Genomic DNA, 21,349 nt, shown 5'->3' with positions numbered 1-21,349 from the left:
ACAATGCAAACGAAAAGAGCCTTAGATAAATTAATGAGGAGAATCAAAAGGTTACAAAAGAGGACTAGCGAAAGAGAGAAAGGATTGAGTAGTAGATGAATGAAATAAATTTTTGGGAAGATTATGACTGGGAAAGCTTACTTATGACAATAGGGATTGGGGTTCTCCAATTTTTCGCCTTAATTATTGGTTTTCTAATTATTAAAGGAATTGGCAATAAATTAATCGATCGGTTATTTACTAAATATGAACAGTCCAATACGATTTCAAAAGGTCGATCCCTCACGCTTAGAGGGCTTATGAAAAACATTTTAAACTACATACTAATTTTTGTGTTTTTCGTCACAATCCTACAGATTTTTGGAATCGAAGTAACTGCAATCCTCGCTGGTGCCGGTGTCGTTGGATTAGCGATTGGGTTTGGTGCACAAGGCTTAGTAAGTGATGTAGTAACAGGATTTTTTATTCTCTTAGAAAAACAACTAGATGTTGGTGACTATGTCACTACCGGAAGCTTCTCTGGTATTGTAGAGCAAGTTGGGTTAAGAACTACGCAAATTCGTGGTTTCGATGGAACACTTCATTACGTGCCTAATCGTGAAATTACATCGGTTAGCAACCATTCTCGGGGGAATATGCGAGCGCTTGTTGACATTGGTATCTCCTATGATGATAATATTGATCACGCTATTTCGATCATTCAAGATGCTTGTAATACTTTCGCTAAAGAAAATGAAAATATCGTTGAGGGACCAAATGTACTAGGAGTTCAAGATTTAGCTTCTTCTGATGTGGTCATTCGTATTCTTGCAAAAACAAAGAATATGGAGCAATGGAGTGTTGAACGTGAGTTAAAGAAACGTCTGAAAAATACACTAGACGATCATGGCATCGAAATTCCTTTCCCTCACCAAACATATATCGAGAAGAAATAACTCAAAAACCGCTAAGAAGCTACTCAAATGAGTAGCTTCTTTTTTGCTTCCTACTTCTTTCTTCGTTGTTTTGCTATGAGTAACCGACGAATCCGATCGTCCTTTTCTTCCTTTACTCTCTCAATTGATCCTGTATCGACTTCCTTTTTTACACCTTCTGACGGAACTATAAAGGGCTCCTTCTCTAATTTTCTATTAATTAAAGATTCTCGGGGAGATTTGTTCTTAACCCTTTTCTCAACTGTCGATTTACGAAGCATAAGTTGCTCCACCTGTTCTGTATTTTTAGAATCAACAAGTTTTTTCTCCCTAAACCTTAGTTTTTTCAGAAATGAAAACCCTACTCTTCGATAGACAATCTCTAAAAAAAACAAGAGCATCGCCATTAAAACAAACCAAGAGCTAATAGGTTTTTCCTCAAAAGAAGGGGTCTCAAGATCCCGAAAAACGTCTTCGGTATCAATCAGTTTCTTCCCACCTGTAGCCGATGCTAATTTTGCTAGATTCCCCAATTCATCTGGAAATAGACGATATTCTTCTGAGTATGGAACTGAAAAACCAGTCTGATAATGTAATTGATCGCCCTCTCTCATTTGGAAATAATACAGCCCTGGTTCAGCTTCTAGCTCTATCTCATACTCCCCAGGAGCGCTAATTTTAGAGTCTGTAAGAATTTCTTCTCCATTTTCTGCAATGATTTTCGGTGTTAAGGTCGTCACGCCTTCATTCTCCAACGACACTTTTACTTTCGTCTTTTCTCCTTCTTGTCCAACCACTAACCCGAATGATTTTTCTTCATAAGACGGAAATGATGCTGTCATGACATTATTCCAAAATCGTGGCCAATTCTTCCAGCGTGCCCAATCCCCAGCCCATTCTCCGGCAGAATCAGAAGTAAAAGCAAACGTCGTACCTAAACCGTATTGCCAATAGGATAAAATAGGATCCTCTTTTTCGCTCAATATAGAGGTTCTACTAGCCTGTTTAGGTGTTGTAGCAATATATGCATTCATTTCAGGAATTCCTTCACCAAACAAGTTTTCTATCATGGAATCACGAGTTACGCTCGGATAAAAGGGTGTATCTTCTATATACGTTCTCGTCGCCATGACTGTTTCTCGGGAAAGAATGCTCGGAATAACCGAAGCTTCTGTTACATCATAATACCGTCCTTCTCCAACCAAAGCTAAGTTCTCTAACAGTTGTTTATCAGCATCTGTCCCAATAGATACCGTTGAGAGTGTGATCTTGTTTTCATAACCTTCTTCAATTAAAGAATCATAATCTGAATGAGTAGCTGATTGTCCATCAGTTAACAAAATAATATGTTTTCGTTGAAGATTTTGTTCAGTTAACTTTTCATATGCAAGCTCTAAGGAGGAGTAGATTTCTGTTCCTCCACCTGATGTGACGGAGCGAATTTTTTCAATTACTGCAGCTTTGTCTTTAATTGGACTTGTTTCAACAATTTCCCATGGTTTATCATCGAAGGCGATAAACCCAAGCGTATCTTTCTCACGAAGTAGCTCGACTGACCTTGCAGCTGCTTCTTTTGCAAGACTGAGTTTGTTGCCAGACATCGAACCTGATCGATCAACGACAATAACTAACCCCAGTGATGGAAGCTCTTTCTCTCCTTTAATGTCCATATCAACTGGCAATATTTTTTCAATAGGTGTTTTAAAATAACCTCCTAATCCAAAGCTATCTTTCCCGCCAATCATCAAGAACCCTACACCAAAATCCTTTACCGCTCTTTCTACCAATTCCATTTGAGCTTGCGAAAAATATGTACCTGTAACATTATCGAATACAATGCTATCATAGCTTAATAGTGAAGATAATTTTGTAGGAAACTGTTGTGGTTGAAGTTGATTAACCAAAAATTGATTTTTCTCTAACAAATTTGTTAGTTGCATTTCCTTTTCACCAGAAACTACTAGTATGTTAGGTTCCCCTTTGACGGTAATAATTGACTCACTTTGATTGTTTTCAATAATCTCGTCTCGTTCGGGATTGATTGACACTTTATAGTGAATTTGTCCTTCCTCAAGCGGGACATGCTGAAAAGACTGGGCGTTCACTCCTTCTTTCACCATTACCTTTTCCGATAATACGATTTGATTATTAGCTTGCACTGTTATTTCGACATTTTGTGAAATTGTGCTCTCAATAGGGACGTTTAGTTCAACCGTTTCACCAAGTAGTGCCGTTCGAGGATGCGAAACGGTTCCAAGTCCACTGTCTTCAACTTGATTATTTTCGTAGAGGAAATAATCTACACTAGTATTTTGTTCAATCAAGAGCGGAATCTTATTTTGACTATGCCCCGTAGTCTCTTTGTCATCTGACAACACCACAATTCTGCCTGTTTGCTTATTCCCCAATAACGAAGACGCAAAATGAAGACCATCTTCTAAATTCGTTTGATGGCGAATATTTTCAGATTGACTATTCAGTACAAACTTTGCATCCTTTGTTTCACTTACATCGAGCACTGAAGATTTCCCGAATTTAATTATGGAATAGGAATCATCCGACCCTTTGTTTTCAATGCTTTTGTGAAGAAAGTCTATTACTTTATCATGTGAATTTTTCATACTCGCGGATTGATCAACTAGAAAAATCACATTTTCTCCAGATTCAGCCTGTAAAAGAGTTGGCATTGCTAAGGAAAATACTAATAGGACTATCGTGATGGAACGAAAAATGATGGGTAACTTCTTTTCTTTCGATTGTCTTACCCAATAAATGAGAATGAACCCCACAGGGATAATTAAGAACAGGTTTAGAGATTGCTGTAACTCAATTTCCACGCCTAAAAACCTCCCATTCAAAGACTAAAATGAGAATGGAAAATAAAACAAGCCACACTCCGACATCCCTATTTCCACTACTATTTAGCTCATTTGTTTGTGTACCATTTATCATAAATGAGGGTTGACCCGCTATATCTCGTTCCCCCTTGTCTAAGGTTACAGATAAAAAGAGTGAGTAGTTATTTTGTACAATCCTATATACTCCAGGAAGGGCGGGAGCTAGAAATTCTTTCGAGCTATCCCATGTTGAAATTAGTTTATTCTCTATATTAAAAATATCCCATAGCGTATTTCCTTCATTGCTTACATTAAGATAAGTTTGTTCACCTGAATGAAAGGCTCCTAAAAATCTAGTCTGTTCCCCTAACCATTGATAGGTTTGATAAAGAAAAATCGGGAAGCTTGGATGTAGTGGCCAATCGCTTTGATGCAAAGGAAAATTCACAGAAATAACCGGTGTCACTCCACTTGATTTTTGTATCAATGCAGTCGAACCACTGTTTACAAGACTATCAAAATCAGCATCATAAAAGGTACCCGTCCCAGCTACAAAGATTTCACTCATATCAACATATTGAATGAGTTTATCGTTAGAAGAAGTGATAGGTGCTCCTAGTGATTGAACCTCTACACTATCTGCTATCACAAAAAGCGGAACATTTTTATAGTCCGCAGCTTGCTCGCGGTCAACTAACACAATTTTCGCTTCCTGGTTGTTCAGTTCCTCGCTTGAAGAAACTTGAATTACTTCTGCACCAATTGCTGTAAAACCTTTAATCCAGAAAGGAGAGACCTCTCCAATTGCATAAATCGGAGGATTTGAAGATGTTGCTACAGTATATAGAAATTGATCTAAATCATATTCATCTGGAATGTCAATAATAGCAACATAATAATCTGCAGTAGGCAAAGAAGGTATATTTAGTATTTTCTCTTTTTGAGCTGCTATCGTAATCGTTTCCTCATATACTACTTCTCCATTGGCGGTAATTTGAAAGGGCACTGTTTTCTCACTATTTGCTTCGTTTTTTATCACCGCAACCGCTGTCATTATGCTATCCCTTTCTTGCAAACCGAATGAGGTGATTGAAACATTTTCCGGATTTTCGTGAAGATTAACTGCATGAAATGTACTGTTGTCTGGTAAAAGCGGCACACGTTCCTCATTGAGGGCATGTGAATAAACATAAATGGAGGAAGACTCTTTTTTTGCCATTGCGATAGCTAGACTTATCGCTTGATCTAAGTCTTCATGTTTGTATGATAATTCTAACTCTTCAATAACATCTTTTGCTTTTCTTACGTCTTTTTCAGCTTTTACTAGTATATTTGTAGCTTCAGATGCTTCAATAATCGTGATCTTTTGATTTTTCAGCTCATCTAATTTGCCATTTATTTGCTTTCTAGCTAGCTGTAAACGATTCATTCCTTCTTTTGTAACAGCCATTGACGCAGAAGTATCAATTATAAAAATAACATGATCTCCCTCTATTTCTTGAGTGAAGAAAATAGGTTTCATTAAAGATAAAATTAATAGTGTCATAATTAGCAACTGTAACCATAATAACAGATGATTCTGTAGCTTATGTAACCACGTAGAAGCTTCAACTTCCTTCATCGCCTGTTTCCATAAAAAGGTCGAGGAATAGAGCTGCTCTTCATATTGTTTTCGAAAAAAATACAACAAGATGGTAGCGATTAAAAGAGCACTAAACCACCCATACACCGGAGATAAAACCGTCACAACTTATTCCTCCCTCATGAAACCCAACCGACCTTCCTACACTCACCAAGGATGATTTCCTCAAGCGACTTCTCTACAGAACTCCTTACATAAAAACATTGAAGATTTTTACTGATTGACTGAAGAGAAGAACAATGCCGTTGCAAGGTTTCCCCATATAATTCTACCGTTTTCTTAGCTAACGTAACATTCATTTCCTCCCTTGTCTCACTATCAATCCACTTAACATCTTTCCCAAGATGAGGATTATCTTCTTTTTCACTTAAGAGTTGCAAGAATAAAACCTTTCTGCTTTTCAAACGAACACGTTTTAATACTTCCTTGTAGTGGGATAATGGTTCTAGTCCATCCGAAATCAGTATAGATATATGGGATTTCTTTTGAACTTGAGTTGAAAATCCCTTTGAAAAAGGAAAAGCAGACTTTGGATGTGGAAGCCTACAAATATCCATAACCGTTTGGTTATTCATTGTGATTCCTTTTCTTTTTATAGGAACAAATTCATTCGTGCCTACAGGAATGCACGTAATTGAATCACCATTGTTTAGGGAGATAAAGGCAAAAGCTGCGGCAAGGTCTTTTGCTTTTTCCCATTTTTCCTTCCAAACCGTCATGGAAGGAGACGAATCTAAATAAATGCTTATATGAATCGATTGTTCATCAAGAAACGTCTTTACGTAATGCCGGTTTGTACGAGCATAGATATTCCAATCGATTTGTCGAAGGTCATCTCCAGCTTGGTACATTTTATGGTCAGAAAACTCCAATGAATGACCTTTTTTCAATGACTGACGGGACCCTTGATGAATACCATTGTAGGTTTTCGGAGTGGACAACCGATAACGGGATAATCGTAGTAGAACTGAAGGCATAATCATCGGTTAACTTCTCTCCCATGCTTCACTTCAGATATGATGACCGAGAGAAGATCATCCGATTTTATCCCTGCGGCTTCTCCTTCAAAATTAAGAAAAAGGCGATGACGTAAGACACAAGGGGCAACTTTTTTTATATCTCCGACAGAGACATGAAAGCGACCGTTCATTAATGCTCTCGTTTTCGCTAGTCTAATCAGAGCTTGTAATCCACGCGGACCACTACCATAATGAATATACTTCTTCACATCCTCCGGCGACTCTTCATTTTCAGGGTGAGTCATCGAAATCAATTGGACAGCTGTTTCTAACACTTCATCAGCAATCATAATGTCCTTCATCATAGATTGAGCCTTTAACACATCTCCTGAAGACATGATTTTGTTAAGCAGAGGTTCCTCTCCCTCCGTTCGCTTCACAATCTCCATTAATTCTGCTTTCGTCGGATAGTGAACGATAATTTTACTTAAAAAACGATCCATTTGTGCTTCTGGTAAAGGGTAGGTCCCTTCCAAGTCAATCGGATTTTGTGTGGCTAACACAAAAAACGGTGTTTCAACTTGCCTGGTGTCCCCCATAATCGTCACCGTTTTCTCCGCCATTGCTTCGAGTAAGGCACTTTGCGTTTTCGGGGTAGCCCGATTAATTTCATCGGCTAATACGATTTGAGAAAAGATAGGTCCATGAAAAAAATGAAACTGTTGTTTTCCAAGTTCATCAGGTTGAAGCATCAGTGTCCCTGTAATATCTGACGGCATCAGATCTGGAGTAAATTGAATTCGGGAAAAAGATAGATCTAATACTTGTGCAACGGTTTTAATGAGGGCTGTTTTCCCGAGTCCTGGTAATCCTTCGAGGATAGCATGACCTCCCGAGAAAATACTCCATAGTAATTCCTCAATCACCTGTTCTTGACCTACTATATATCTAGAGATTTCATTCTTCACATCACGAAGCTTTTGAACAACTTCTTCATACTCAACTGCAGTCTGATTCATGTCATCACTCTCCATTTGGATCAATTTCAGTAAAATATCGCCCTACTAGACTTTCTAGTGTTTGAGGAAGTTGGTAACGATCTACACTTTTGCGATAACTTTGTTCATATTGGCTATATACCTCTTCGTAGGACCTTAACTGACCTTGTAGGATTGGGCCTTCACTTTCCGTTCTTTCTCCTCCTGACTCACCTGATAAGGGACCGTTTTCAATTTGTAGATTCCCTTCGCTGTCTAAATATTTGGGAATTGTAAGTTCCATTGGTCCTGATCCAAATCCTGCTCCACTCCCCTCTGAACCCGAAGAACTACTTCCTCCTTGTCCTTGTCCTTGTCCTTGTCCTTGTCCTTGTCCTTGTCCTTGTCCTTGCCCCTGTCCTTGCTCCTCGGTGTCATCCCCCTCTTTAGTTGGATCATTTCCAGACTCCGTGTTGCTTATGTTTGAATCCTTTTGTTGTACTCCATCAGATGAACTCTTTATTAGTGCCGCTAAGTCTTCACTGATTGATAATTGGTTCTTTTGAAGATAATTCTGTAGGGCTGTACTTTGCTGAGAAAGTCCTTGTTGAAGGACATTTAATTGCGAAAGGATGAGGGTATTGTCTACTAGGTCACTAAATTTTTTCTCTAATTCTTTTAGAACTTCGTCTGATAACTCTGGTATTTCCTCATTTAATCCTAGTGTTTTTTTCATTTCATCAGTAAGCTTCTGATTTTGGAGTTTATTTAAAGAAACTGATATCTTTTCTTTGTTTTCTTCATTTAATGCATTGGACAATTCATTCATCCCTTTTTCATTTAATCCACTTTGTATATTGTTTAATTCTTCCTTTTTCTCCTTTAAGGGTTCTTGTGTAAGGGAGATCTCTTTCTGCTTCTTTAAAATGGCTTCAAGCGCTTCTTCTGCACTTTTCACTTCTTTTAACGCATTTTTTGTTTCATCGATTTCTTTTTTCGCTTCACCCGTATTTTTTTCTGCTAACTTTTCCACTTTATCCTGAATATCGTTCACTATTTCTTTTTCTTCTTGAATTCTTTCTGCTTCCTTCATTTTTTCGTTTGGTGACAGCAATAGTAAAAGAATCATCCCTGTAAAAAGGATGCTTGGAACGAAATACTGTGGAAACAACCAATTCTTTTTTCTCTTACGCACTCTCTCCTCATTTTGCTTCATACTATAAATGGTTTCATTCAATTGTAGGGCGGCAAAAGGATGTTGACTATGTAAATATGACAGTGCTGTTTTAGCACGATCCTCTTTGATGAATTCATCAAAAACATGTGCAGCTGAATGGTTAGTGGGTCTTTTTTTCCAGTAAAAGACAAAAAAGATTACCGCCGTTAGGAGTAAGATGAGCGTTGCGTAAACTGACCAATAGGGAAAAACAACCATCCTTACCACCACAATAAAGCCAACAAGGAAAAGAGAGCCGATTAAAATAAAGTGCTGTATTCCTTTAACAATCATTTGCTGACGTAGATTAGATTTGACCGATTTTAGTAACGATAGAAATTGTTTTTGCTCCTGCATCTACCCACACCCTTTGCCATCATTTCGATTAGTAATGTCACTTTGCCATTTTAAACACTATGGGATTCCCTGTGTAGTAAACAAGAAGATTTTCAATAACCTCAAGCTATTGAAAACCTTCCATTATTTTTTCATTCTAGGCCTTAACTTCCTGATACTCACACCTATACACAAAATAATTAGGATGCTATACGCAATCATATACGACAGCAAAAGCGGAAATTCAATTCCAGTCATTTGCTTAATTTCCTCCATTGGAAAAGGCTCTAGTAGACTAAATAGCACAAATAGTGGATTTAGCATCGCCATATAGTAGGTGAATGGACTTTGCCCTCCCGAGTTTCCATAGCTAAATTGCATCGCAATCGTAAAGAAGAAAAATGTACCCGCTGTTAAAAACAGGGAGATTCCGTACGTAGTGACCATGGATATAATCGTTTTTCGGAACAGCGTGGAAAACATAATGCCAATTGAGCCAAAAGCAAATACTGTAAATAGATAGAAACTCATTATTTGAAGAAGTTTCATTGGTGAAACTCCTCCAAACAAAAACACAAAGCTATAAATTGGCAAACTTGCGATAATTAATAAAATTAAATAGGAAACGGATGAAAAGAGTTTTCCTAATATAATACTTGTAGAACTTTGAATCGTTGTCAGTAATATATTCAAAGTTTGCTTCTCTCGCTCTCCACTAATTACACCTGCAGTCAATCCGGGAGTAATAAACAGAACCATTGATAACTGAATAAACGAAAGCATCATAAACATACCTCTGCTTTCTTCTGGACGGAAATAGGTTGCTCCTGATTGCCAAGAAGTCAGTAAAATAAAGCCAATCACAATAACCCCAATTGCAAGCAGATAGAACATTAAGCCCATAAACGTTTTCAATGAACGAAAGCGCAATTTAAATTCTTTATTTAAGACAGGATTGATGAAAACGTTCTTCATGTAAGTTCCACTCCTTTCGTAATTTCCATAAAGATATCTTCCAAATTCGTCTCAACTTCTTTGAATGACAGAATCGGAATATTATTTTGAACCGCTTTACGAAGGAGTTCAACTTGATCTGCTTCCCCGCCTTTATATAAGAAGGAGATGGTTTTAGTTTCAGCGTCACTTTCAATTCCACTGATAAGCGGGTCATCTTCAAAATAAGAAATAGCACTCTCTATTAGGCCTCTCACCTTTGTAATAATCATTTTATCTGCTTGTAATTTAAATTGGATTTCCGCTACAGACCCGTGAGCGACAAGCTGACCTTCATTAATCACACCGATTTCATCACACATTTCAGCCAGCTCAGGAAGAATATGTGAAGAGATCATGATGGTCTTGCCCATATTTTTGAGCTCTTTTAAAATCTCCCTCATTTCTACACGAGCACGTGGATCAAGTCCTGAAGCAGGTTCATCTAGGATTAACACTTCTGGATCATGAATTAAGGACCTTGCTAAACAAAGTCTTTGTTTCATACCCCGTGAAAGAAAGTCAACATATGAATCACTCTTGTGTGATAAATTAACGAGTTCTAGAAGCTGAGGTATTAACTTTTTTCTCTCCTCAGTAGAAATCCCATAGCTGGCTCCATAAAAATCTAGATACTCATCTGCTTTTAACTGGTCATACACGCCAAAAAAATCGGGCATATAGCCAATTTGCCTTCTAACTTTTTCTGGTTCTTTCGCAATATTAAAGCCATTGATATAGGCTGTACCCGAGGTCGGTGAAAGCAGGGTGGCTAAAATAGAGAACGTCGTTGACTTCCCAGCACCATTTTGTCCGACAAAACCAAAAACGGTTCCTTTTTCAAGTGTTAAGTTTAGCGAATCAAGAGCAGTAAAGCTTCCATATTTCTTTGTTAAATTTTGAATATGAATCATCATTTCACCTCTCCTTTAACCGTGAAATCAGGAAGTCTGAAAAAATCAGAGTTTGAGTTATTCGTTTCAATAGTAAACCTGATTTCTCCAGTTGACGTAATAAATTCATTCACATTCTCACTCAAGGTTATAACGCCTGAAGAGGAGGGTGTGAGTAACTGCTTATCTCCATTTTTGGCATTCTTAATATAGTAATTGAATCCAGGAGACATATTAATCGCTGCAGCCTTTATTTCATTAAAATTAGCATTCGAACTATTCAGTGGTTGGGGAAGCGTCAGGACTAGTTCATAGCTACCTGCCTCTACAACATACTCAGTGAAACTCTGCTCTCTCAATTCTTCCATAATAAAGCCATCGATCACCTTTAATTCTGCTAAAAGATCGTCACTTTTTAGTTTAAACGTACCCTTGAAATTACTCTCAATCTTGAATGGCTGGTAAATCAAAGAGTAATTATTCAACTTCTCTTCCTTTTCATGAATCATTGCCTCTACTACAGCCTGGTCCGAGTATCCTGCTATGACTGGATTATTTCCATTTTTCTTCACAGTGAATAAGGTTCCAACCATGCTTTCCATTTGTTGCTGCTTCAATTTCGCGATATCTTGATCTTGTGGATACGAAGAAAAACTCTTTGAACTGCCCTTTGAAGGTGAGCTTAAATGATTTCCTTTTATGTTTACTTGTACTTCAATCGTTTCTCCAGCTTTTATTGGTCCTAATTTATATTCTTGTGAAGCAGACCAGACATAAAGCTCCTGAAAATCGAATGGGAAATGATTTGTGATTGTCCCTTGTAATTGTTTATCCCTTAAAGTTAAATTTTGCTCAAACTTTCCTACCGAATCTTTTTTTGCGTACCCAAAAACTGTCCGAGTTGACCAAAATTCTACACCTGAAAAAGTGGCCGTAGATTGGTTATTCTGATCCTCTATCGTGGCATACTGATAAAAGTTTGCTGTATTATCGTAAGCATTCATGGCAGGAAAAGCATTAAATTCATTCGTTTTATAGGAGAGTGTAAAATCACCACCTGTATTAGATAATAGTGATTGTGCTTTCACCCCTATTAAACTTTGATCCTCTTGAACTTCATAAACTTCCATTGATGATGTTTGGGGCTTTCCGAGACGATCCTTAGCCCCTGTAATAAAAATTCCAACTGAAGCCAATATCGCAATGAGAGGTATGATCCCCCAAGCATATTCTCGTTTATCCCATTTTTTCAAAACGAAATATAATAGGGGAGCTACGAGCAATAAATACAGAACTAAAATGCCAATAAGTACTGAAGTCGACACTTCACTTGCTTTAAATAAATTGCTAGTATTTGCAAACTCATAATACATTTGCTCATACATTCTTGTTCCGTATTTCGAGCTAGTACCATACCCTTGAGGCAATTCCATTTCTTCGATCAACCACGAGAACCATAGATTGAAATCCTTCCAAGATGCCAGTGGTTCAGCTCCATACGAAAAGGCGGTTTGCCATACTTCTCCTTGTCTTATGGTGTTTTTCGTCACCACCGGAAACCCTTCAACTTCAATAATAGTAGTCGTTCCTTCTTTTTGTTCTCCTGTCAAAATCGGTAAGGTGGAGAAATCCAAAGCACTTTCCTTGTTTTTCTTCAAAAATTCCAGACTACTAATCTTTTCTTCTTTGCTCATATTCATTGGAAGGAATGCTGCCAATGAGCCTAACTTTTGGTCACTATTTTCCATAGCACCAATTAAGATCTTTCCACCTTGTTCCGTCCATTCAAGGACAGCCTCTTGTTGATCCAAACTTAGAGTTGTTAAGGAGAAGTCGTCGATAACAAGTAGGTCGATGACTTCTAACCCAGCAGCTTCTGAGGGCATGTTTTTTTCTGTTAAAATGACGGTTTCTATGTAAGCTCCAGTTTGTAATTTACTTATTTTGATTTGCTCAAGGTCATCGGGATTTTCGCTTAGTATCCCTGTGATGGATTGGTTAGGATTGACCATATGAGGAGTAAGGATCTTATCACCACTAAAATCAACTTCTTTCCCCTTTTCCCAATCTCCATCAAATAAATAGACCATTTGTTTTTTCTTGTTTCCTTGAAAACTCATATTCGATGAATCAGAAAAACCAGGGAGTGAAAATTGATACGTTTTCGTACTGTTTGCCGGTACATTCAAGGAAAAGGCTTTTCCTCCTGCAGCTTGATAATCTGGCGAAAAATCAATCACCAGATCCCCAATATAATTTTTTCCGGTATTTTCAATCGTTACTTGGATTGGAAAGCCTTTTCCCATTTGGACTTTCCCATCGATCCCACTCTCTATTTTTACTTTTAAAGCACTCTTTGCATGAATCGTATTTGTACTCATCACACCTAATGCAATCATAAGCAATAGAATTTTCATAACCAATCCCAGTTTCTTCATTGTTTGTCCTCCCTGTATTTACTACAAGTATTCTTTTGTAAGTTCTAACAATAAAAGGAACTCACTATGTGTATTTTTACACTAACTTACCATAAAATCAATTCATTTTTCTGATTTTTTAAAATGGTATAAAAAAAGGAATTTCACTTCATCCGAGGTTGCCATCAAAAAGAAAAAAAGCACAAAAAAATTAAGTCTTTAAATAGACTTAATTTTTTAATTACTTATATAGATTCAATATATTCAGTTAGAAGGCCAATAGCAAAATCAATGGCTTCTTCTTTGGGATTTAATCTAGAATGATGAAGTCCATATGGTGTATCTACACCTAGCCAAAACATGAATCCTGGAATTTCTTTCAGCATGTAGCCGAAGTCTTCACCCGTCATAGCTTCTTGGCAAATGACTAACGAAGCCTCTTTGTAGGATTCAACAAACTCCATAAAGTGACTTGTGTTCTTCTCTTCGTTAAATACTTGATAATAATTACTTCCGTAATCGATGGATACACTGCATTCAAAAGCAAGCTCGATTCCTTTAACAAGGGATTCAATTCTATTTTTAACTTTCGTCATCGTATGAGGTGCTAGAGTACGAATAGTTCCTTCTAGCCTTGCATTTTCAGCAATCACATTTTGAACAGTTCCAGCTGTCATTTTTCCAATTGTTACTACAACACTTTCCAATGGATCAATATTTCTTGAAACGATGGATTGGAGTTGAGTTACTAAAGTTGAGGAGGCTAAAATCATATCTTTTGTTTGGTGAGGGTATGCCGCATGTCCCCCTTTTCCTTTAAAATCAATAAAAAGCTCTGACGTATTTGCAAAAAGTAAGCCTTCTCTGACTGCAACAGTTCCAACTGGATACTCCGGGGCAATATGAAGTGCCATAATGATATCAGGCATCCATTCTTTAAATTCTTCACTATTCAAAAGCGGCTCTGCTCCACCTGGTCCTTCTTCAGCCGGTTGAAAGAGAAATATCATATGATGATGGATAGGAAAATTCACAAAATGTGTTAAAACACCTAAGGCTATGCTCATATGAAAATCATGACCACAAGCGTGCATATATCCTGGATGATCGGATTGAAAATCTAGGTTCGTAGCCTCTTCAATTGGCAATCCATCCATGTCAGCTCGATAGCCGATCGATTTAGCCCCTTCACTACCTCTCACTTTGACTAAAAGTCCGGTTTTCCACTTTTTGATTTCTATTCGTTCTTGTGGCAACGAGCCTAAATAGTTTAACAAATAAGCTTGTGTTTTATATTCTCGAAATCCCTTTTCTGGAATTTTATGCAAGTCTCTTCTAATATGAATAAATTGGCTATTCATATCCATTAACATCCCCATTCTAAGTAGGAAAATCATAGTTATTTTCTTGATATATTTTGTTAAAAAAATAATGTAATTTCTATTTTTGATGAAGATCAACAATAAAATGAAGGACTGATCCTAAAATCAGATAATCTTGCAACAAAATATACGAAAAAGCCTAAAACTAAAAGGAAAACGCAGGAAATATTCCCCGCGCAACACATCCTATAATTGACGTAATTCATGTTTTATTTCGGTCTTGGATTTTGTTTTTTCATCAATTTTCTTAATGACCTTTGCAGGCGTTCCAGCAACCACGGTATAGGGTGGTACATTTTCAACCACTACTGCCCCAGCTGCGACAACAGAGCCTTTCCCTATAGTAACCCCTTCAAGGATAACCGCATTAGCTCCAATAACCACTTCATCTTCCACGACAACAGGTTGGGCAGAAGGTGGTTCAATCACTCCAGCTAAAACCGCTCCTGCTCCGATATGACAGTTCTTACCAACAGTAGCGCGCCCCCCAAGTACAACATTCATATCGATCATTGTACCAGAGCCAATAACAGAACCGATGTTTATCATCGCCCCCATCATTATGACAGCATTATCACCAATTTCGACTTGATCCCTAATAATAGCTCCTGGCTCTATACGGGCTTTAACGTTTTTCATATCCAGAAGTGGAATGGCAGAATTTCGACGATCAGCCTCGACGACAAAATCTTCAATTTTCTCTTTGTTTTCTGCGAGTGTCTGTTGAATGGATGTCCATTCTCCGAACACGACCCCATTATCTTTATTAATAAAAGCCTGAACATCTTTATCAAAGCAAATACTTTCCAAGTCTCCTTTTAGGTACACTTTGACTGGCGTCGCTTTTTTGCTATTTTGAATGAAAGAAATAATTTCATTTGCATTCATCATGGTCATAATGAAAGACCTCCTTAGTATAATTACACTATTTAAAATGTTTAAATTCACTTTATCAAAACAAAGCAAAATGAACAAGGTATTATTGAAGGGTTGGATCGCATTCGATGTACTCTTGAACGATCTCAACAAATGCATTAACTTGTCTTAATTCGAAAGCTGAATCATATCCTAATAACCATGTATTGCGTTGAATCGGCCTGTTTTGTTCATCTGTCAACGGTATTTTAAAGATATCTTCTTGAGTGGAATTCACTGTAATAGCAGGTAAAATAGCATAGCCAATACCATTGAAAGTCATTTGTTTGCATGTTTCAATTTGATCCACAATAATTGTGCGCTTTGGGGTCGTTTTAAATTGTCTGTGCCACCAATCTTGGATTTCCTGATAGTAGTTTGAGTCACTTTTGAATTGAATAAATGGTCGTTCTGTTTTCAAGACTTGATTCACTTCGTTAATTTCCTTGTCGACCAGGAATAATTGGTCTTTAAAGAGGTGGATTTTTGGACCTTTCCAATCAGGAGTTCCCCGAATAATTCCAATATGGACGTCATTTTCGTAGATTGCTTTGAGAATTTCTGAGCTCCATCCCGTCATTAAAGAGATTTTTGCTTCAGGGTATTTTTCTACGTATTTTTTTAATACTTGCGGCAACCAGTTTTGGCCAACGATGGATGCACAAGCTATCTTTAAGGTACCATGTATTTTTGAATCTAATGCTTGTATTTCTTCGCGTACGCGCTCTTCTCTTTCAAGCATCTCACTAGCGAGTGAAATGACTAATTCTCCAGACGGCGTTAAAGTTAACCCTTTTTGAGAACGGAGAAACAGCTTGGTTCCCCAATCCTTTTCAATCGTTTGTAGTCTTTGCGATAAGGCAGGTTGTGACACAAACAGCCGTTCAGCAGCTTTTCTCATATTCATCTCTTGAGCTAACACCGTAAGTAGTTGATATTCTGAAAATGCCATAACGATCTCCTTTGATCTATTTTTCTAGTTTAGCGCCAAGTTCTTTTGTCACAAAGAATGCACCATTCATCCGCTTATCGGCGGCTTGCATAAGACGATAACTAGCCTGAGGCGCTCGTTACTTTATAACAGAGCTTGGCTGATCACCTCGTACCAATGGCGCTTGAAGCTAACCACAAAAGCATTGTAAAAAGTTATACTTTCATTATGGCTCTTTTCGTATACATTGCTGATATTTCACCTAAATTTAGATTCAATCCTTCATTTTTGTCGTGTATATTCATCAAAAATAGAGGAAAGGATACCTGATGCAAAGCTATCTAACAATTTATAGACTGGTTCGAAAAGCACCAATCTCTGCGAAACAGCCTTCATTAATAATACTGTAACAAACTTTAGTTGTTCCACATGTTAAAAAGGTCTTCTCCCATTTTTTCGATCGAGTGTATTTGCGGAATTATTTTAATCAAAAGGAAAGCCCCCAAAAGGGAGCTGATATCACTACTTTTTAAACCTGATTACTAACTGCTTTATAGGCTACCTTTTGTAAAAATGAACATGTCTCGTTAATTCTTTTAACATACTTCTTCTTGTTAAAATCCCTTCGAAGTAACCTTCTTGATCTATTACGCACAGAAAAGGATGATCAATCAATAGGGTTAGAGCTTGCTCAAATTTCGTGTGGATTTTAATAGTGGGAACTTCACTTTTCATTACATCTTCTACTTTTTTTTCATTAAGTTTTTCAAATTCAATTCTTTCTAAGCCTAAAATACTGTCCGTAATGAGTGCAGAACTAATTAACCCATGAAAATGAAAGCGTGCATCTAATACAGGAATTGCGGAATAACCACTTTTGGTTAAAATTAATAACGCGTGTTCTATCGAGTTTCCGAGCTGAACATGAGCAACTTTTTGAGAAGAAATAATAAACTTTTCAATAGATGTTTCCAATAACTCTTTGTTTTGTAATGAAATCATTTTTCATTCTCCCTATTCCAAATAATTCATATTCCTCCCTAATTGTAGCATACGATTGTTTACTTTGTATCATAGGATGGTTTTGATTATTTTTTAATTATTGTCGAATTCCTGACATGAAATCTCTCTTTTTTTCGAGACCTACTTTATTACGACAATATGGAAAAGTAAAACAACTAGGTTAAGGGGGAACATTATCATTCTTAATTTCTGATTTCGAGATTTTTTTTATTTTTTTTCGTATACCTTGAGGCTATTTCATCTTATTTTTGACTAAATTCTCCATTTTAATGTTGATTTCTATCAAATATAGAAGAAATGATGCCCGAAACAAAGCTATATAATAGGTGAAGAATTGATAGGAAAAGCAACAAACTTTGCGAAGATAGCCTTTTTATTTTACCAATCTTCATTCACTACTATACTGTGCTCAGCAGAATTCTGTTTATGTTTTCCTGAAGATACTGGATGCCATCAAGCACTTTAAAGAAAGGCGGAAGGCACCGTTCATCGGCAACATGCATAAGACGAGCCGGCGGAAAGGTTGCTCTTTGACCTTTTGGACGGATTGGCTTATGACCTCGTGCCGGTGGTGCCTGCAGCTGGACACATGAAAGGCGGAAGGCACCGTTCATCGGCAACATGCATAAGACGAGCCGGCGGAAAGGTTGCTCTTTGACCTTTTGGACGGATTGGCTTATGACCTCGTGCCGATGGTGCCTGCAGCTGGACACATTTCTAACTCCCCAAAAATCTCTTCCCATGTAAAAAATAGCTAAAGAGCCCAAGGCTCTTTAGCTACTTTCTTCTTGTAAAAGTTCAAAAATTTCTATTGCCGTAATATCGATATCATCAAATGGATACTTATTAGATTTCTTATCTGCTAAGTAGACTTCTAATTCAAAAGTATCCGTTGTTGGGAAATACTTCACTTGACATAGTTTTTTACCATTGATTTCGAAGAAACGTTGAGGAACTTCACCGTTTTCTTGTGTTTCTTGCATCGTTTTTAATCTTTGAATAATTCCCATTAATTGAGACATAATCCTATCTCCTTTCGTTTCTTAAATCTTATTTTAGCATTTACGTTTACGTTTTTTTTATCCTTTAAACAATAGATAAGCCTTAGACACTATATCATACCTTCATTGTTTATAACAGGGCTTCCTCTTAATAAGAAATGTTTTGATTCTTCTAAAAGTAGGCTGTTTTCGTAAAAAATGTCGCTGATTGCATTACTCCGTAGTTGGTGATAAAGATAGACTTTGTAGTTTTTCATAAGCATTTCACGTGCAGAGTACGACTAAATCGACAATTATCTCACATTTTTAATGTAACTAGCCATAAAGGTTACGAAAAGAGACCAATTGTAAAAGCAATGCACTTCTCAAATAAGAAATCTCCCTTTATAATAATAGCACAGCTTCGGTTATTTCACCTGTATTCACCCATAGAAAATCGGAAAGAAGGGAAAAGAATTGAATCAAATTATTCTCTACACACAGCCTGATTGCCCTCCATGTGAAATCGTGAAACTTTTTTTACAAGATAGAAATATTACCTATATTGAAAAAAACATAAAAAAAGATGCTAACGCAAAAAAAGAATTAATCGAAAAATATCAATCATATTCGACACCTACTGTAATCGTGAACCAAACTACAATCACTGGTTTTAACTTGGACGCACTTAACACAGCACTTGAACTTGAAGAATAAAATTTTTTCCTTTCTATTTTTTTATTTCAAGCTCTCTTTTACGGCTCTTTACGTATACATTGTGGCTATTTCATCTGATTTTCGATGGAAATCGCCCATTTCACTGTTGATTTCTATCAAAAATAGACGAAATTATTCTCGAAACAAAGCAATATCAGCGTTTATAGACTGGTTCGAAAAGCAACAAACTTGGCGAAATCAACCTTACGTTTACATTGAGGTAATTTCAATTAAGTTTTGATTATTCCCTTCATCTCGATGTTGGTTTCCATCAAAAATAGAGAAATTATGCCCCAAAACAAAGCTTTATCATAGATAATAAACTGAAAAAAAGTCACAAACTGTGCGAAATCAACCTTACAAAAAGGACTCCACAGTTAGGAGTCCTTATTGAACCATCATATAAATAATGTAGAGAACAATTAGGATAGCAGCAATCCCCATGGCTAAAAATATTGGATTTCCCATATAAGGGTGCCTCTTTACTTCATCAGAGATTGAGATATCCTGTTCCCCTTTTAACTCTTTTTGTGTTTTCGCAACAAAAAAAGTATACCCAAGTGAAACCAATAAAAGAACGACCACAATAAGTGAAAGAACCATTATAAACGTACTCATCATATCACCTTTCAAATCCGGTTTCTCTTACGATGCCTCATAAAACAAAAGGTTATACATTCAATCCAATATCTCCGATTAATCTAAGTAATCAGCTTAAAATGGAAAGCGATTTAACCATTGACCCCCGTCCATAGTAATACAGTCACCATTAATATAACCCGCTTTATCAGATAAAAGAAAAAAGGCTAGTTCTGCAATTTCTTCCGGTTGACCAAGTCGTTTTAGTGGGACACTATCAATCGTTCTTTTGGCAGCTTCTTCTGATACCCATAGTTTTTCTGCCCCACCTGTTTTTTCGATCGGCCCAGGAGCGATAGCATTGACTCGTATTCCATACTGATGACCCCACTCCACTGCAAGTGTTCTTGTCAAAGACAATACACCTGCTTTTGCAGCTGCAGAATGTGCCACTCCCGCTCCTGCATTCCATGCGTAAGTTGCCACCATATTGATGATACTGCCTTTAATTCCTTTCTCAATCCAGTATTGTCCTACCTTACTTGAACAATAAAAAGTACCATTCAAAACGATATTGATGACAGAATTCCAACCATTAAATGATAATTTATCTGCTGGACAAATAAAGTTTCCAGCTGCATTATTCACTAAAGAATCAATTCGCCCGAAAGTTTCGTGAGCGTATTGGACCATTCCATCAATATGTTCTTCTTCGCGCACATCCATTTGAAACACTTCTATTCTGCCTTTATCTTTTTGAATTTCATTCCTTGCTTCTTCTAATCTTTCTTTGTTTCGACCCGTAATTAATACATTCCAATTTTCATCAGCAAATTTCTTGGCCATATACTTTCCCATTCCACTTGATCCACCTGTAACAATAACAACTTTATCCTCCATCAAAAATCTCCTCCTGAATTAATGAATGAATATTCAGTCATTATTTTACCACAGATTTCCTGCATACAACACTCCTTCTATCGAAACTTATTTATTTTTTTCTATTACTAAAATTTTAGGTTCAATAAAACTAGAATCTTTGTCTATTGAATGACGGATTCGTCCTTCTTTTAAGTCCAAAAAAGAATTACATCTACGTTTCAGACAAAATAAAAAACACCTTTTGAAAACAGGTGTTCAAACTTCGCCTTCATTCACAAGGGAATGATGCAGCATCGATAATGATCTAATTATAGTCCGTCTGCGATTGTATCCCTTTGAAGTAACGGTGCTTCCTTTATATTGCGCTACAACATGGCCCCATGCTCCAAACGGCTGGAAACCATAAATAAACACTTTAATATCACCGTAATCTGTTGGAAGGATGACCATTTCAAAATGATTATTCTTCACGTTCTCCCCCCTTATTACATTATGATTATATCTATATTCCAATTTATTTTATTTATGAAATTGAAATTAATCATACTATAAAGAATGGTATATTACAATTTCATTTACTTTTGTCTAATTTGCTACTAGTTGAAGAAATATTATACTTGACATCCTTCATACCTCTTTCTTTTAGGCTTTTTTGGTATACATTGTAGCTAATTCACCTGGTTTTTTTGACTAAATATTCCATTACCCTGTTTATTTCAGTCAAAACATACGATATGACGCCCTAAACAAAGTTAT

At 36.9% G+C, this 21,349-nt stretch carries 18 protein-coding genes; 2 read left to right on the top strand and 16 right to left on the bottom strand.

The genetic code is table 11. The annotated features are described in order from the left end of the window. Positions 1–95: 95 nt before the first annotated feature. Positions 96–935, top strand: a complete 840-nt coding sequence (locus U8D43_RS06850) for a mechanosensitive ion channel family protein (RefSeq protein WP_335870434.1) — start codon at positions 96–98, stop codon at positions 933–935. A gap of 50 nt (positions 936–985) precedes the next feature. On the opposite strand, the gene U8D43_RS06845 is transcribed toward U8D43_RS06850, so the two are convergent. From U8D43_RS06845 to U8D43_RS06785, 13 genes are all read right to left on the bottom strand, one after another. Beyond that, complete coding sequence (locus tag U8D43_RS06845; RefSeq protein ID WP_335870433.1) at positions 986–3,751, bottom strand: VWA domain-containing protein; 2,766 nt, start codon at positions 3,749–3,751, stop codon at positions 986–988. Next, a complete protein-coding gene (locus U8D43_RS06840; RefSeq protein WP_335870432.1) occupies positions 3,741–5,498 on the bottom strand; it encodes a vWA domain-containing protein in 1,758 nt (585 codons plus the stop codon). Before U8D43_RS06840 ends, U8D43_RS06845 begins: the two co-directional genes overlap by 11 nt. Before the next feature lie 14 nt (positions 5,499–5,512). After that, entirely contained in the window at positions 5,513–6,376 is an 864-nt protein-coding gene (locus U8D43_RS06835) for a DUF58 domain-containing protein (RefSeq protein WP_335870431.1), read from the bottom strand. Continuing rightward, on the bottom strand, positions 6,373–7,371 hold the full coding sequence (locus U8D43_RS06830; RefSeq protein ID WP_335870430.1) for an AAA family ATPase: 999 nt from the start codon (positions 7,369–7,371) through the stop codon (positions 6,373–6,375). Before U8D43_RS06830 ends, U8D43_RS06835 begins: the two co-directional genes overlap by 4 nt. 4 nt (positions 7,372–7,375) lie before the next feature. Continuing rightward, entirely contained in the window at positions 7,376–8,902 is a 1,527-nt protein-coding gene (locus U8D43_RS06825) for a DUF8809 domain-containing protein (RefSeq protein WP_335870429.1), read from the bottom strand. A gap of 123 nt (positions 8,903–9,025) precedes the next feature. Further along, positions 9,026–9,856, bottom strand: coding sequence for an ABC transporter permease (locus tag U8D43_RS06820; protein WP_335870428.1), 831 nt, complete (start codon positions 9,854–9,856; stop codon positions 9,026–9,028). Continuing rightward, the gene (locus U8D43_RS06815) at positions 9,853–10,788 is read right to left on the bottom strand and encodes an ABC transporter ATP-binding protein (RefSeq protein ID WP_335870427.1); all 936 of its coding nucleotides are present in this window, start codon (positions 10,786–10,788) and stop codon (positions 9,853–9,855) included. The genes U8D43_RS06820 and U8D43_RS06815 overlap by 4 nt, the downstream gene beginning before the upstream one ends. Further along, on the bottom strand, positions 10,788–13,205 hold the full coding sequence (locus U8D43_RS06810; protein WP_335870426.1) for a DUF8725 domain-containing protein: 2,418 nt from the start codon (positions 13,203–13,205) through the stop codon (positions 10,788–10,790). The genes U8D43_RS06815 and U8D43_RS06810 overlap by 1 nt, the downstream gene beginning before the upstream one ends. Positions 13,206–13,429: 224 nt before the next feature. Then, positions 13,430–14,545 (bottom strand): N-acetyldiaminopimelate deacetylase, encoded by a 1,116-nt coding sequence (locus U8D43_RS06805; protein ID WP_335870425.1) that lies wholly within the window; start codon positions 14,543–14,545, stop codon positions 13,430–13,432. A 207-nt stretch (positions 14,546–14,752) separates the two neighbouring features. Next, positions 14,753–15,463, bottom strand: a complete 711-nt coding sequence (gene dapD, locus U8D43_RS06800) for a 2,3,4,5-tetrahydropyridine-2,6-dicarboxylate N-acetyltransferase (protein ID WP_335870424.1) — start codon at positions 15,461–15,463, stop codon at positions 14,753–14,755. 82 nt (positions 15,464–15,545) lie between these two features. Beyond that, complete coding sequence (gene ccpC, locus U8D43_RS06795) at positions 15,546–16,433, bottom strand: transcriptional regulator CcpC (protein WP_335870423.1); 888 nt, start codon at positions 16,431–16,433, stop codon at positions 15,546–15,548. A 537-nt stretch (positions 16,434–16,970) separates the two neighbouring features. Next, positions 16,971–17,414, bottom strand: a complete 444-nt coding sequence (gene cbpB, locus U8D43_RS06790; RefSeq protein WP_335870422.1) for a cyclic-di-AMP-binding protein CbpB — start codon at positions 17,412–17,414, stop codon at positions 16,971–16,973. 794 nt (positions 17,415–18,208) lie between these two features. Then, positions 18,209–18,457, bottom strand: a complete 249-nt coding sequence (locus U8D43_RS06785) for a YkuJ family protein (RefSeq protein ID WP_335870421.1) — start codon at positions 18,455–18,457, stop codon at positions 18,209–18,211. A gap of 435 nt (positions 18,458–18,892) precedes the next feature. Between U8D43_RS06785 and U8D43_RS06780 the strand changes: the two genes are divergently transcribed. Then, the gene (locus tag U8D43_RS06780) at positions 18,893–19,132 is read left to right on the top strand and encodes a glutaredoxin family protein (protein ID WP_335870420.1); all 240 of its coding nucleotides are present in this window, start codon (positions 18,893–18,895) and stop codon (positions 19,130–19,132) included. A gap of 387 nt (positions 19,133–19,519) precedes the next feature. On the opposite strand, the gene U8D43_RS06775 is transcribed toward U8D43_RS06780, so the two are convergent. The 3 genes from U8D43_RS06775 to U8D43_RS06765 form a co-directional block, all read right to left on the bottom strand. After that, positions 19,520–19,765, bottom strand: coding sequence for a hypothetical protein (locus U8D43_RS06775; RefSeq protein ID WP_335870419.1), 246 nt, complete (start codon positions 19,763–19,765; stop codon positions 19,520–19,522). An 81-nt stretch (positions 19,766–19,846) separates the two neighbouring features. Next, positions 19,847–20,611, bottom strand: a complete 765-nt coding sequence (gene fadH, locus U8D43_RS06770) for a 2,4-dienoyl-CoA reductase (protein WP_335870418.1) — start codon at positions 20,609–20,611, stop codon at positions 19,847–19,849. A 237-nt stretch (positions 20,612–20,848) separates the two neighbouring features. Then, the gene (locus tag U8D43_RS06765) at positions 20,849–21,064 is read right to left on the bottom strand and encodes a hypothetical protein (RefSeq protein WP_335870417.1); all 216 of its coding nucleotides are present in this window, start codon (positions 21,062–21,064) and stop codon (positions 20,849–20,851) included. Positions 21,065–21,349 lie beyond the last annotated feature (285 nt).

It is taken from the genome of Bacillus sp. 2205SS5-2 (genome assembly GCF_037024155.1).
GTDB lineage: Bacteria > Bacillota > Bacilli > Bacillales > Bacillaceae_K > Bacillus_CI.
Note: the sequence above shows the minus strand (reverse complement) of the source record. Positions and strands in the feature narration are given on the sequence as shown.